12 protein-coding genes and 1 riboswitch are annotated in these 14969 nt (G+C 43.6%); of the genes, 8 read left to right on the forward strand and 4 right to left on the reverse strand.

The genetic code is table 11. The features are described from left to right. Window positions 1-34: 34 nt before the first annotated feature. Window positions 35-1036, forward strand: a complete 1002-nt coding sequence (locus AS034_RS11105) for a tryptophan--tRNA ligase (RefSeq protein ID WP_058298487.1) — start codon at window positions 35-37, stop codon at window positions 1034-1036. A gap of 54 nt (window positions 1037-1090) precedes the next feature. Here the strand turns inward: AS034_RS11105 and AS034_RS11110 are convergent, their stop codons facing one another. Beyond that, window positions 1091-2224, reverse strand: a complete 1134-nt coding sequence (locus AS034_RS11110) for a zinc-dependent alcohol dehydrogenase (protein WP_058298488.1) — start codon at window positions 2222-2224, stop codon at window positions 1091-1093. 385 nt (window positions 2225-2609) lie between these two features. Further along, a riboswitch (SAM riboswitch) is annotated at window positions 2610-2712 on the forward strand. Between the two features lie 92 nt (window positions 2713-2804). On the opposite strand from AS034_RS11110, the gene AS034_RS11115 reads away from it, so the two are divergent. From AS034_RS11115 to metH, 4 genes are read left to right on the forward strand one after another with little or no spacing between them, the layout of a single operon-like run. Further along, window positions 2805-3926, forward strand: a complete 1122-nt coding sequence (locus AS034_RS11115; RefSeq protein WP_058298489.1) for a methionine biosynthesis PLP-dependent protein — start codon at window positions 2805-2807, stop codon at window positions 3924-3926. Further along, window positions 3919-5103, forward strand: coding sequence for a cystathionine beta-lyase (metC, locus tag AS034_RS11120; RefSeq protein WP_058298490.1), 1185 nt, complete (start codon window positions 3919-3921; stop codon window positions 5101-5103). The genes AS034_RS11115 and metC overlap by 8 nt, the downstream gene beginning before the upstream one ends. Before the next feature lie 25 nt (window positions 5104-5128). After that, complete coding sequence (locus AS034_RS11125) at window positions 5129-6979, forward strand: bifunctional homocysteine S-methyltransferase/methylenetetrahydrofolate reductase (RefSeq protein WP_074439995.1); 1851 nt, start codon at window positions 5129-5131, stop codon at window positions 6977-6979. Beyond that, window positions 6960-10406 carry a methionine synthase gene (gene metH, locus AS034_RS11130; RefSeq protein WP_058298491.1) on the forward strand — a complete coding sequence of 1149 codons (3447 nt, stop codon included), beginning with the start codon at window positions 6960-6962 and terminating at the stop codon, window positions 10404-10406. Before AS034_RS11125 ends, metH begins: the two co-directional genes overlap by 20 nt. On the opposite strand, the gene AS034_RS23145 is transcribed toward metH, so the two are convergent. Together AS034_RS23145 and AS034_RS11135 are read right to left on the reverse strand one after the other, a co-directional pair. Beyond that, complete coding sequence (locus tag AS034_RS23145; protein WP_074439996.1) at window positions 10403-10609, reverse strand: hypothetical protein; 207 nt, start codon at window positions 10607-10609, stop codon at window positions 10403-10405. The two genes, metH and AS034_RS23145, sit on opposite strands and share 4 nt — an antisense overlap. A 148-nt stretch (window positions 10610-10757) precedes the next feature. Then, complete coding sequence (locus AS034_RS11135; protein ID WP_141687703.1) at window positions 10758-10967, reverse strand: hypothetical protein; 210 nt, start codon at window positions 10965-10967, stop codon at window positions 10758-10760. A 411-nt stretch (window positions 10968-11378) separates the two neighbouring features. On the opposite strand from AS034_RS11135, the gene AS034_RS11140 reads away from it, so the two are divergent. The 3 genes from AS034_RS11140 to AS034_RS11150 all read left to right on the forward strand — a co-directional run bounded on the left by AS034_RS11140 (window position 11379) and on the right by AS034_RS11150 (window position 13977). Then, complete coding sequence (locus AS034_RS11140) at window positions 11379-12224, forward strand: STAS domain-containing protein (RefSeq protein ID WP_058298492.1); 846 nt, start codon at window positions 11379-11381, stop codon at window positions 12222-12224. 141 nt (window positions 12225-12365) lie between these two features. Further along, window positions 12366-13346 carry a ring-cleaving dioxygenase gene (locus tag AS034_RS11145; RefSeq protein WP_058298493.1) on the forward strand — a complete coding sequence of 327 codons (981 nt, stop codon included), beginning with the start codon at window positions 12366-12368 and terminating at the stop codon, window positions 13344-13346. 16 nt (window positions 13347-13362) lie between these two features. Next, entirely contained in the window at window positions 13363-13977 is a 615-nt protein-coding gene (locus AS034_RS11150) for an alpha/beta hydrolase (RefSeq protein WP_058298494.1), read from the forward strand. Window positions 13978-14013: 36 nt separating this feature from the next. Here the strand turns inward: AS034_RS11150 and AS034_RS11155 are convergent, their stop codons facing one another. Beyond that, window positions 14014-14931, reverse strand: a complete 918-nt coding sequence (locus tag AS034_RS11155) for a prenyltransferase/squalene oxidase repeat-containing protein (protein ID WP_058298495.1) — start codon at window positions 14929-14931, stop codon at window positions 14014-14016. Window positions 14932-14969: the final 38 nt, after the last annotated feature.

Below are 14969 nucleotides of genomic sequence, written 5' to 3' on the forward strand. Positions count from 1 at the left end.
TTTTTGTGTTTAGGTGAAAAGGAGGTTTGTAAAAGTGAAAAAGCAAGTACTGACAGGGATCAAGCCCACGGGCAAGGTGCATCTGGGGAACTATATCGGTGCCATAAAACCGGCATTGGAGCTGGCGCGGCAAGAATCGTATCAGCCCGCATATTTTGTAGCGGATTATCACGGTTTGACAAAGATACACAACAAAGAGGAAATGAACGAGCTCAGCCGCGGGATTGCCGCCACTTGGCTGGCTTTGGGGCTTGATCCTTCTAAAGCGATTTTCTACAGACAGTCGGACGTTCCGGAGATTTTTGAACTGAGCTGGATTTTAGCCTGTTTTTCCCCAAAGGGATTAATGAACCGCGCACATGCTTATAAGGCGCTTGCAGAGGGAAATGCCCAAGCAGGAAAAGAAGCCGATACAGGGGTGAATATGGGATTGTTTACATATCCGATATTGATGGCATCGGATATTCTCCTATTCCAGACAGAAGTTGTACCGGTGGGGAAAGATCAAATACAACATGTGGAAATTGCAAGGGATATTGCTGAAAGCTTTAATCATACCTATGGAGTAACGTTCACCCTGCCTCACTATATCGTGGAAAAGGAAACGGCCGTATTGCCAGGTCTGGATGGACGTAAAATGAGCAAAAGTTATAATAATACCATCCCATTGTTCGAAGAGCCAAAAAAACTGCAAAAATTGATCAATAAGATCAAGACGGATTCAAGTCCGCCTGCGGCTCCGAAAAATCCAGATGATTCGATTATATTTTCGTTATATAAAGAATTTGCGTCAGAAGCTAAAGCAGATGAGATGAAGAACCGGTTTCAATCCGGTATCGGATGGGGAGAGGCCAAGAAAGAGCTTTTTGAAGTCATGAATGAGTTTTTGGAAGAGCCTCGTGAAAAGTATCGTGAATTGATGGACTCTCCTGAAAAGCTTAATGAAATTTTAATGGATGGTGCTGAGAAAGCAAGAAAGAAAACGAGACCATTCTTGCAGGAGGTGAAAAGGAAAATAGGGATTCTTCATTCATGACATTAAAAATACAAGCTGCCGATCTAGTTGAATGGCAGCTTGTATAATATAGGTTTATGGTTTTAATATCACCTTGATATTGCCGTCCTCTTTCTTATCGAAAATCTCGTATCCACGCGCTGCATCTTCAATGGGAATACGATGGGTAATAATATCAGTCGGGTCAAATTCTTTGTTTTCGATCATATCGTACAGTTTTGGCATAAGGTGTATGACTGGGGCCTGTCCCATTTTGATGGAGACATTTCTGCTGAAGAAGTCTCCTATTGGAAAACGATTTGCTTCTGTGGCATAAACACCTGTCAATTGCACGGTCCCGAATTTTCTTACTGATTGAGAGGCCGTTGTTATCGGGCTGATGGTCCCGAATTGATTATCGAAATCAGATCCGAATGTTTCATCAGGTGGAACGGTCCCGTCCATTCCGACACAGTCAATCACAACATCAGCGCCTCCCTTTGTATATTCATGGAGGACAGAACCGATGTCAGGGGTCTCCTTGAAGTTATACGTTTCAGCATTATTTGTGCGTTTAGCGTGCTGGAGCCTGTGATCGACCTGATCGACTGCGATTACCCGCTCGGCTCCTTTCAGTTTAGCGAATTTCTGGGCCATCAACCCAATTGGTCCGCTGCCAAGGACAATGACCGTATCGCCTTCTTTCACTCCGCTGTTTTCTACGCTCCAATAAGCTGTAGGAATGACATCCGAAAGGAAGAGGACACTCTCATCATCAAGACTGCTGGACTCGGGCACTTTGAACGAAGTAAAGTCTGCATAAGGGACCCGAAGGTATTCTGCCTGACCTCCCGGATAGCCGCCGTTCATTTCTGTAAACCCAAATAACCCGCCGACCTCTCCATGAGGATTTGAGTCGTCACATTGACTTTCCATCTGATTCTTACAGAAGAAACACTCTCCGCATCCGATATTGAAAGGGATGACTACACGATCGCCTTTCTTTAAACTTTTAACATTCGAACCTACTTCCTCTACAATCCCCATCGGCTCGTGCCCCACTACGTAATCTTGTTCAGGCTCGATTCCGCCGTGATAAAGATGAAGGTCAGAACCGCAGATGCCGCTTGCAGTAATCCTCACAATCATATCGGTATTCTCTTGAATATCAGGAGTTTCAACTTCTTTTACCACCATTTGTTCTTTCCCTTGGAAAGTTACACCTTTCAAGCAAATCACATCCTATCTAAGTATTTCTATACATTTAGACTTTAAGTAGATACTTTAAACATTTCTTATTGAATCTCATTTGTAACCTAAAACATTTCTAACGTGAAATGACGAAGTATTCATAATTTTCATTGACATTTAATAAAGTATGTTGTAAGTTATGAAGAAGTTATTTTAATAAAGTTTTTGGAGAAAGCTCTTTTCGCATACTTAGTTGCTCATTACACAAGAAAATACAGGAACTTTGGTATTTTCTGATGTTCGTCCACCTGTAGATTAACTTGAATTTGAAAAGAGCACGTATACAAGCAACATTCAGGCTACAAGCCAATTTACGAAAAGCAACAATCTTTTAGAAAACATCCTTGTAGAAAAACTAAATAGATTCTTATCAAGAGAGGTAGAGGGACTGGCCCGGTGACACCTCAGCAACCAGCATGGCGCATGGTGCTAATTCCAGCAAGTTGATTCAACTTGGCCGATAAGAGGGAGAATGAATGATGAAGCCTTCTTATATTGCATAAGGGGGCTTTTTATTTTATACCCCTTTTCATTTTACTGAGAAAAGGAGAGGCGAAAAGTGAGTAAACACATTGATACAATCCTCGTACAATCCGGTAATCGTACAGACAGCAGGACAGGTGCAGTCAGTCCGGCAATATACTTATCTACTGCATATGAGCATCAGGGAATCGGAAAATCTACTGGATTTGATTATTCCCGCACAGGAAATCCAACCAGGTTCATTTTAGAAGACACATTAGCCCAGTTGGAGGAAGGCAGGAGGGCCTTTGCGTTCAGTTCCGGTATGGCAGCCATCCAGGCAATATTGAATTTGTTTTCCTCGGGGGACGAACTGATTGTTTCCGAAGATCTGTACGGCGGCAGCTATCGGCTTTTCCTTCAGTATGAGAATCAGTACAATATCAGATTCCATTTCGTCGATACAGCAGATGAAAGCAGAATAATTGAGAAGATAAATGGAAGCACGAAAGGCATCTTCCTTGAAACACCAACCAATCCGCTTATGAATGAAACGAGTATTTCGACCGTTTCTTCCGTTGCAAAGGATAACGGCTTACTGCTGATTGTGGATAACACCTTTTACACCCCAATCCTGCAAAAGCCAATAACAGAGGGGGCAGATATTGTCGTCCACAGTGCCACAAAATATTTAGGCGGCCACAACGATGTGCTGGCGGGTGCGGTCATTGCACGAGACGAGGATCTCGGAGAAAAGATATACACAGTCCAGAATTCCATTGGAGCAGTCCTTTCACCGTTTGACAGCTGGCTTCTGCTCCGCGGTATGAAAACGTTGAGTTTGAGGATTGCGCAGCATGAAAAAAATGCCCGCGTCATCGCAGAATATCTGACGAATAATGAGTGTGTGACAGATGTCCTGTACCCGGGCAGAGGAGGGATGTTGTCCTTTAGGATTTCAAGAGAAGAGTGGGTCGGTCCCTTCCTTGAAAAATTGAAAGTCATTACATTCGCGGAAAGCCTCGGAGGCGTTGAAAGCTTCATAACTTATCCAGCCACCCAGACACATGCTGATATTCCCGTAAAAGAAAGGAATAAAATCGGTATTTGCAATCGTCTTTTACGTTTTTCGGTTGGAATTGAAAATGTCGGGGATATCATTGCTGATTTGGACAATGTTTTTAATCAACTAAAAGGAGAGGTGCTTACTTATGAGTAGAAAAACTTACTCTCAACAAACATCCCTTATTCACTCTCATGGATATGACCGGCATACTGGAGCTGTTTCAATTCCTCTTTACCACGCGACCACTTTCCATCAACAAGATTTTGATCAGTTTGGAACCTATGATTACAGCAGATCTGGTAATCCAACCAGGGAGGCATTGGAGGATACGATTGCTGAACTTGAAGGCGGTGTCCGGGGGTTTGCCTTTTCATCAGGCATGGCAGCTATTTCAACCACTTTTATGATGCTTTCTCAGGGAGATCATGTATTGATTTCGGAGGAAGTGTACGGTGGAACCTATCGCTTGATCACTGAGGTTTTGAACCGTTTCGGTATTCAATACTCTTTTGTCGATATGGGTGATCTTCATGAGGTGGCACGAGCAATCAGGGTGAATACTAAAGTGATTTATATTGAAACGCCTTCCAATCCACTGCTCAATATTACCGATATTGAAGGGATTGTGAAATTGGCGAAAGCCAACGACTGCCTGACATTCCTGGATAATACATTTATGACGCCTCTTCTTCAAAGGCCGTTGTCGCTCGGGGTGGATGTAGTCCTTCACAGTGCTACTAAGTTTCTGGCGGGACACAGTGATGTACTTGCCGGCCTCGCTGTGACTGGATGCAATCAAGTTGCTGAGAAACTGGCATTCTTGCAGAATTCGTTCGGTGCGGTTTTGGGACCACAGGACAGCTGGCTGTTATTAAGAGGATTAAAGACTCTTCATGTCAGGCTCAAGCAGTCATCTGAAAGTGCATCTAAAATTGCCAGTTTCCTCGAAGCAAGAAATGAGGTGGAAGAAGTGTATTATCCGGGGCTTAGCTATCACAAGGGTTATAAAACTCATGTCAGGCAGTCAGAAGGACCAGGCGCTGTATTATCATTCCGCCTCAAAAGTGAAAGGGAGGTAAGGGAATTGAAGAGGCATGTGAATATACCCGTATTCGCCGTAAGCCTGGGTGCTGTGGAATCCATCCTCTCATATCCTGCAAAAATGTCCCATGCATCGATGCCGAAAGAGGAAAGGGAAAGGCGGGGCATCACAGACGGGCTGCTGAGGCTGTCAGTCGGCCTGGAGAATGCAGACGAGTTAATCAGTGATTTGTCCCATGGGCTGAATTCAATCAATTTGTCATCACCGAAAAAAGTCATCCATTTATAGTTTGTATTAATGAAGGAGGAATTGTGTGAAGCCGCTCAAAGAATCTTTAAAAGAAAGAATCTTGATTGCTGATGGAGCAATGGGGACACTCTTATATTCATATGGAGTTGATCGATGTTTCGAGGAACTGAATCTCTCACACCCGGAGGAAGTATATAAAGTCCACAGGGATTATATAGAGGCAGGGTCTGATATCATCCAGACCAATACGTATGGGGCCAATTATGAAAAACTCTCAAGGTATGGCCTTGAGGATTCAGTAAAGGAAATCAACACTGCGGCTGTAAGACTTGCTAAAAAAGCTTCAGGCGGTTCTGCATATGTGGTCGGAACCATCGGGGGAATCAGGGCGATAAAACAAAATGTCTCACTGGAAGAAATCAAAAGAAGCTTCAGGGAACAGCTGTATTGCCTTCTGCTTGAAGGTGTTGATGGGATCCTTCTCGAAACCTATTATGATTTTGAAGAATTGATGACAGTCCTTAAAATCGCGAAAAGGGAGACAGATCTTCCGATAATTGCCCAGGTTTCCCTGCATGAAACGGGGGTACTGCAAAATGGAATGAAGGTAAAAGAGGCATTGCATCAGCTTGAATTTTCAGGTGCTGATGTTGTTGGGATCAATTGCAGGATGGGACCGTATCATATGGTCGCTTCCCTGGAAGAAGTGCCGCTCCCTAAGAGTTCGTTTCTTTCAGTCTATCCAAATGCAAGTCTGCCGAACTATGAAGAAGGCAGATTTTATTATTCAGCAGAACCAGGGTATTTCGGGGATATCAGCAATGAACTCCGCAGTCAAGGTGCAAGAATCATAGGGGGGTGCTGCGGAACGACACCTGATCATATCCGGGCTGTAGCAGCGAAGTTGAAAAGCCGGGTCCCTATTACGGAAAAGAAGGTGAAGCTGACTAAATCTGTAGAAATTGTTTCACGCCCTATAAGTGAAAAGCTCCTTCACCATAAAGTGAATGAAAAGATGACGGTCATCGTCGAATTGGATCCGCCTAAGCATCTTGATACAGACTTATTCTTTCAGGGAGCTCAGGCACTAAAGGAGGAAGGAATCGATGCATTGACGCTTGCTGATAATCCCCTCGCATCTCCGCGTGTGAGTAATGAAGCAATCGGGACAATGGTTAAAGAGAAGTACGATATTTCACCTTTGGTTCACATCACATGCCGTGACAGGAATTTGATCGGCCTTCAATCGCATCTGATGGGCCTGCATACACTTGGGATTCATAATATCCTGGCGATTACCGGTGACCCTGCAAAAATCGGGGATTTTCCCGGCGCTGCTTCCGTGTATGATTTATCCAGTCTCGAGCTGATTGAACTAATCAAACAGAATAATGAAGGCATATCATTTTCCGGCAAGTCTCTCAGACAAAAAACACAGTTTTCAGTCGGTGCAGCGTTTAATCCCAATTTCAGGCACATGGATGCTTCTGTAAAACGCCTTGAGAAAAAAATAAAAGCTGGTGCTGACTACTTTATTTCACAGCCAGTATTTGGGGTGGAAGAAATGTTCCAGATATATGAAGCAACCAGGCATTTGAATACGCCGGTCTTTATTGGCATCATGCCTCTGCTCAGTTCGAGGAATGCAGAGTTCCTTCACCATGAGGTACCCGGAATTAAAGTGCCTGAGGCAACCAGGCTGAGAATGAGAGAAGCGGGTAAAGACCCCATTCATTCCCGGGCAGCGGGTATGGAGATCGCAAAGGAACTATTGGATACAGCACTTACTCTATTTAACGGAATCTATCTGATTACACCGTTTGTCAGATATGATATGAGCATAGAATTACTTCGTCATATGAAAGAAAAAGCAGGGATTGAGAAGGAGGTTCCTTATGGCCGTCACATTATTTGAAGAACAGCTTAGAAAGAAAATACTTGTCCTTGACGGGGCTATGGGGACGATGCTGCAAATGGCTGAATTAACACCGGAAGACTTTGGCGGGGAGGAGCTTGATGGGTGCAATGAAAATCTTGTTCTCACAGCTCCTGAAGTCATATACAATATTCACCGGGAATACCTGGATGCAGGAGCCGATGTAATTGAAACGAACACATTCGGAGGCACTCCGGTTGTACTTGATGAATATGGATTGGGAAAAAAAGCATATGAAATAAATAAAACAGCAGCTGAAATTGCAAGAAAGGCAGCAGATTCGTATACAAATGCAGACTGGCCACGATTTGTAGCGGGCTCTATGGGGCCAACGACAAAAACGTTATCGGTAACAGGGGGAATCGGTTTTGATGAACTGGCTGAGAACTACCGTATACAGGCGAAGGGTCTTCTGGATGGTGGAGTTGACGTCCTATTACTGGAGACAAGCCAGGATGCGCTTAATGTGAAAGCAGCCAATCTCGGTATACAGGCTGCCTGCAAAGAAAGCGGCAGGCAGGTGCCTATTCTCTTATCTGGAACCATCGAACCGATGGGTACGACATTGGCAGGTCAGAATATTGAAGCTTTTTATTTGTCGCTTGAACATTTGAATCCCCTGGCTGTCGGGGTGAACTGTGCGACAGGTCCTGAATTCATGAGGGACCACCTCAGGTCTCTTTCTAATTTAGCAACCACTTACGTAAGCTGCTATCCGAATGCCGGGCTGCCTGATGAAGAAGGCAATTATCATGAAACCCCTGAATCACTAAGCTTGAAAATGAAAGGGTTTCTTGAGAAAGGATGGCTGAATCTTTTAGGAGGGTGCTGCGGGACAACCCCCCGGCATATAGAAGCGTTATCCCGGATGGCAAAAGAATTCGAACCAAGAATCCCAAATGATACACATCCCCATGCCGTTTCAGGCATAGAACCGTTTTTATATGAAGATAAGGCCAACCGTCCGATTCTCGTCGGTGAGCGTACGAACGTGATCGGTTCCAGGAAATTCAAAAGGCTGATTGCCGAGAACAAAATAGAGGAAGCCTCCGAAATTGCAAGGGCCCAGGTGAAAAATGGAGCGCAGGTCATCGATATCTGTGTGGCAGATCCTGACAGGGATGAAGTGGAAGACATGAATACTTTCATCCAAGAAGTCGTAAAAAAGGTGAAGGTGCCGCTCGTCATTGACTCCACTGATGAAGAGGTGCTTGAGACTGCGTTGAAATATTCTCAGGGGAAAGTGATCATCAATTCCATCAACCTTGAAGACGGGGAAGAACGATTTGAGAAAATCATTCCGCTCATCAAGAAGTTTGGGGCGGCTGTTGTCGTCGGTACAATTGATGAAAAAGGAATGGGAGTGACTTCAGCCCGTAAGGTAGAAATTGCTTTGAGGTCGCAAAAACTATTGACAGAGAAATACGGGCTTCCATCACAGGACATTATTTTTGATCCGCTTGTCTTCCCTGTAGGTACAGGAGATGCACAATATATAGGTTCAGCGAACGCAACTGTGGAGGGGATCAAGAGAATCAAAGAACTTCTTCCAGAGTGTCCTCATATTCTCGGGATCAGCAATGTTTCCTTTGGACTCCCTCCAGTCGGCCGGGAAGTATTGAATGCAGTATTTTTATATCACTGTACAAAAGCAGGGCTTGATTATGCAATTGTGAATACGGAGAAACTCGAGCGGTTCGCATCGATCCCGGCTGAAGAGGTTGAGCAGGCAGAAAAGCTCCTGTTCGATACGACGGATGCAGCTCTGGCAGCTTTTACTGAATTTTATCGGGGAAAGAAAAAAGAAACCAAAATACCAGTAAATACAATGACTCTGGAAGAAAGGCTTGCTCATTATATAGTGGAAGGTACAAAAGAAGGGCTTATTCCAGATCTAGAAGAGGCACTTAAACAGTATCATACTCCGCTGGACATCATCAATGGTCCTTTGATGGATGGAATGAGTGAAGTGGGCCGTTTATTTAATGATAATCAGCTTATTGTGGCAGAAGTTCTCCAGAGTGCCGAAGTAATGAAAGCATCGGTCGCCTTTTTGGAGCCTTATATGGAACAGGGAGAAACTTCTTCTTCTAAAGGAAAAGTGATTCTTGCTACCGTAAAGGGAGACGTTCATGATATCGGAAAAAATCTGGTGGACATCATTCTCAGTAATAATGGTTATGAAGTGAAAGACTTGGGTATCAAAGTGACCCCGCAGGAGTTAATTGAAGTGATTCGAAAAGAAAAACCGGATATAGTCGGTCTTTCAGGCCTTCTGGTGAAATCAGCACAGCAAATGGTCGTGACGGCTCAAGATCTGAGGCAGTCCGACATTTCGGTTCCCATTATCGTCGGCGGGGCAGCTCTTACCAGGAAATTTACCTCAACCAAAATAGCGAAGGAATATGGCGGGCTGGTAGTATATGCAAAAGACGCAATGGATGGATTAAGTATCATCAATGGAATGCAGGATAGAGGGACGAGAAAGAAGTGGGAAGAAGAAAGCCGGCAGAAGTTAATGGAATTAGAAAGCAGACCTGCACCTGAACCACGTAGTGATTCACCTGTTGCTGTAAAGGTGCGTTCAGAAGTAGCCAGGGATGTCCAGGTTTATACTCCGCCGGATCTGGAACCGCATATCATCAAGGATTTTTCCCTTAATCAGATCCAGCCATATATCAATCAGCAGATGCTCCTTGGACACCATCTGGGAATCAAGGGGAAAGTATCCCGGCTATTGGTAGAAAAAGATGAAAGGACAATCAGAATAAAACAATTGACGGATGGATTATTCAAAAGGGCAGCAAAAGAAGATATTATTCATGCATCCGCACTCTATCAATTTTTCCCGGCTCAGTCAGAAGGGGACGATGTCATCATTTACGATCCGAATGATTCATCAAAAGAAATTGAGCGGTTTCATTTTCCGCGTCAGAATCAAAACGACCATCTTTGTTTAGCCGATTATCTTCGGCCGGCAGGAAGCGGCGAGATGGATTATGTCGGTTTCTTTGCAGTCACGGCCGGCCGGCAAATCAGAGAATGGGCTGCATCATTAAAGGGTGAGGGGAAATTCCTTGAAAGTCATGCTATTCAGGCGTTGGCACTGGAGACGGCTGAAGGACTTGCTGAAAGGGTGCATGAAATGATGCGAAGCAGATGGGGATTTCCTGATCCGGTCGACTTCACGATGCAGGAGCGTTTCCGGACGAAGTATCAGGGTCAGCGATATTCCTTTGGATATCCTGCATGTCCTGACCTTGAGGATCAGAAAAAACTTTTCAATCTCCTCAAACCCGAGAGAATAGGCATTGAATTGACAGATGGTTGTATGATGGAACCGGAAGCATCTGTAACAGCGATGGTGTTTGCACATCCTGAAGCCAGATATTTCAACGTACTTTAGAAATAATAAAAAAATGGGGGTAGGACAAAACATAAATTTTCATGTTTAAAAACGAACATTTCAGAGTGGACTCTAAACAACGCTAATGATTTCCGTGCAAGACTACGCTTTCCGCGGGTAGCCCGTGAGCCTCCTCGGCAAGCCTGCGGGGTCTCACATAAGCTACTCTTCCCGCAGGAGTCTTCGTCTTGCACTCCAATCAAACGCTGAATGTGCTAAATCCTAAATGTACAATGAACAATAAAAAACCCGAGCTATTTTGTCTCACCTCATGCAAAATAGTTCGGGTTTTACTTATACTATATCACTTGTGTCCCAGCCTCATATTTATTTTAGTGAATCATCAATAAATCACTCCCGGGTGGAAGCCGTATATGCCATCAATTCATCTCTGCAAACTTGGAAGTCAATGTCGATTCTTTCCAAGATCTTTTCTTCAGAAAAGCCTGTAATCATTGATATATTCGTAATACTGGGTGTCAATCCCATGTTTCGGCAGAATTCACAAGCACTTCTTATCGAAAGGACTTCAACTGATAATCTAGAAAGTTTTCGTTTCACCTTCATCAACTCCCCAATTAATTGGCCGGTGGCAGGAAAAAGTTATCAAAAACCTTTTGGATCAATTTGTGAGTCCCGGAAGTGTAGTTCATTCTGCATATTTCAATCATAATCGACATAATATTCAGATATCTTTCTCTTATTATATACCCTAACATGTGTGGATGCGAGACAAAAGTGACATTCACAAGGATTTTTTTATTAATATTCATTTTATTGAATGTTTTTACATAAATACAAAATAATTGGAATGCCGGATTGTTGCTTCTGCGTGATTTGGCTCATTAATATTGGTGTCAGGCTGATTACTATATTATAATAGAAAGGAAGACATCACTTTACAGTAATAACAGATAAAGTCACAGGCATTGGTATACAATTTAAATAAACAATGGGGGGAACACATCCAATATGCATCGCAGCAAACATTTACATACATATCTTCTAAGCAAAGCACGTCAATTAACGGACTCCTGGTATGAATCTATCGATAAGAGCAAAGTTAGTGGAGTATACTCCTCTAATGACCCTGAAACAGTAGATAATTTAAAAAAACAAAATTTTGAGTTCCATCAATTATTTTGTGAAGTTTTCACAATAGAAAAAGAAACCTTTTATAAGCGTCTGGATGATTGGGTACTTTCCATTGCAGAAGATAAACACCACCTGGAAACACCTACCCATCATATCATTCAGGAGTTCATGCGGGTCCGAAATCAATATCTTGACTTTGTTAATGAATTCGCACAGAAAAGTGAGGATCCCAAGAGCTCGGATCTGCTTAGGATTTGGGAGGATACCGTCATTGAATCATTTGACAGGGTGATTCTCAGGTTCATGGAACTGCAGAACGAGGTTGTAGAAAGACAGCTGAAGTCTCAGGAACAGATTATCCATGAACTCAGTACACCACTCATCTCCTTGAATGAAGATACTGCGCTTGTGCCTCTCATTGGGAATATTGACCCTGAACGAGCTAAGTTGATCCTGGAAAATACATTAGAGCAATGTGTCCAAAAAGAAATATCCTATCTGTTCATCGATCTTTCCGGAGTTGTGATGATTGATACGATGGTTGCACATCAGTTATTCCAGCTGGTAGATGCTCTTGAGCTTATCGGTGTGAAGCCAATCCTTTCGGGTCTGCGCCCTGAAATTGCACAGACTGCTGTTCAACTCGGATTGAAATTTGACAGACTGACGATTACGTCTACCCTAGCCCAGGCTATCACAGTTAAAAGTAATGAACATATTTAAACAAACGATCCCGCCTGGCTGTAGGCGGTTTTTTTCTGCACATAAATTTTGAATTAAAATATCTTGAATTAAAGATAAATATATTGTAAGCTATTAGCAGAAGATAATTAAATACCATTATCAACAGGGAGTGAGTAAGGAATGAATTTAAAACCATTAAAAGGGCAGCACCACGTGTCTTCCATAACAGCCAACGCTAAGAAGAACTATGAGTTTTACACGAAAACACTTGGTCTTCGTCTTGTGAAGAAGTCCATCAACCAGGACGATACTTCTGTTTATCATCTTTTTTATGCCGATGAAAGGGGAAACCCGGGAACAGATCTCACTTTTTTTGAGATTCCTCATGCAGGAAATACGTATAAGGGAACAAACAGTATCTCATTGACTTCCCTGAGAGTGAAAAGTGATGAAGCCCTGACGTATTGGAAGAAGCGCTTTGAAGAATCAGGTGTTGAGCACGATGAGATATCTCATCGTACAGGAAGGGCTGCACTGGGTTTCCGGGATTTTGAAGGGCAGCGGTTGATGCTCGTATCGGATGAAAACAATACAGGAGTAGCGGGTGGAAAACCTTGGGACAAGAGTCCTGTTCCAGTCGAGTATGGGGTCGTAGGACTCGGTCCGGTTAACCTTACAGTAGCAAGGGGAGAGCTGACCGCAAAAGTATTGACTGAAGTGTTGGGCTACCGCGAAAAGGGTACGTTTCCTGCATATGAAAAAGGACAGCCTGATATCCGTGTGTTTGAAACAGGAGAGGGAGGTACAGGGGCTGAGCTTCATCTTGAAGAACGGAACGATCTGCCGCAAGAAAGACCTGGACGGGGAAGTGTTCACCATGTGGCTTTCAGGGTTGAAGATGAAGAGGAGCTGCGCAAGTGGGTGGATTGGATTACCCAGACTCGTCTGCCCAATTCCGGATTTGTAGAACGTTATTATTTCCGTTCACTTTATTTCCGGGAACCCAACGGCATTCTTTTTGAGTTGGCTACGGACGGTCCCGGTTTTGAATCAGATGAAGACTTCGACAGCTTAGGTGAAAATCTGTCCTTACCGCCATATTTTGAAGCTCAGAGAGAATCCATTGAATCCAGGTTAAAACCTTTGGATACGAAAGAATGAACAGGGAGGAATGAAATTGAAGCATATCTTCAACAAAGGGACGAATGAGCGATTGCCTGTCTTATTACTGCTGCATGGGACCGGTGGTGATGAACGGGACTTGCTGCCGCTTGCTGAAATGATTGCGCCTGAAGCATCTGTATTAAGTGTTAAAGGAAGTGTGAATGAGAACGGGATGGCGAGATTCTTTGCACGCCTTAGTGAAGGAGTCTTTGACGAGGAAGACTTAATCTTCCGTACCAAAGAATTAAATACTTTTCTTGATGATAGCGCTAAGGAATATGGTTTTGATCGATCAAATATAGTAGCACTGGGCTATTCTAACGGTGCTAATATTGCTGCAAGTCTTATGTATCATCATGAACATGCACTTAAAGGCGGGATCCTTTTTCATGCAATGGTGCCACGCCGGGGAGTATCAATTCCGGATTTACATGATTCGCCCGTTTTCATCGGCGCAGGAAAGAAAGATCCGTTGATTCCAGCGGACGAAACCGAAGAATTGATCAGGAACCTCAAAGATGCTAAGTCCACTGTAACCGAGTACTGGACGGATGGCGGTCATGAATTGAGAAGAGAAGAGGTCGACGCAGCAGCGGAATGGTTCAAGAGTAATTTCGTTGAAAAATAATCAAACGGACCCGGGTAGAACCCCGGGTTTATTTTTTTATTCAATTTTTTCGTAAGCAGCAAGTGAACGGAGCATAGAGAGGGTATTAATGCCCCGCCATTCAATTTCAGCTTTTTTCCAGGTCTCTTCGTAATGCCCAAACCAAGACCAGGCAGGCTGCCAATATCCTTTTTCATGCTGGCTCTTTATTTCATAATCTAATTGAAGAGTGATGTCTTTCTTAAGATGTTCGAAAAAAGGGGAAGAGGGATCAGGAGCTGCATCCAGAGGTTTGGCAACATATTCATTCCATCTTGAGGGGTCTTTGCAGACCGTCTCATGCACTGCCTGTGACAATGCTGAATAGATATACTGTTTTGTCTCTGAATATGTTGAAAGATTGTGAAGAAGCCTGGAGTAGCAAAGGAAATCATGTTTTCCTAAGGGCCGGGGCAGCTTCGAAAGTTCTTCGCCGGCCATCTTTGTCCATTTTCCCAATAAGGGTTCTTCCTGCTTGAATAAATGAAAATAACCTATTATCTCCGCATTTGGATTCGCCCATGTCGCCTGTACTCCGCAAAACCCTTTTTCATGATCAAAGTGCCACCACGGGGCATGTGGAACCTCATTGATTTCAGGAGGTACAGCATGCCAAATTATTTTTTGGTCATCATAAACAGATTCGAGGTAACTCAATGCTTTCGTAATGACCGGATGATTCTTTCCCAATTGAAGGTCCGCGGCAATCTGTAGTCCCACAGTCGTAGCCATAGGGGACGAAATCTCCAGACGGAAATCCGGTTCCAGACAGTTACCAAAGCCGCCGTCATTATTTTGAAACGAGATCAGCTCGTTTACTGCATCTTCTTTGCTCCCATTTTCAAAATGATAATTGAAAAGCTTTTGTTCCAGGGGACGGGCTTGCGAGAATATAAAAGACTTCGCAGCGTCCCAATTGTCCTGGGTGAGCTTCATCTTACATTACCCCCATTTTTTTATGTGCTCTCTACTAA

This window comes from [Bacillus] enclensis, from assembly GCF_001456935.1.
Lineage (GTDB): Bacteria > Bacillota > Bacilli > Bacillales > Bacillaceae_B > Rossellomorea > Rossellomorea enclensis.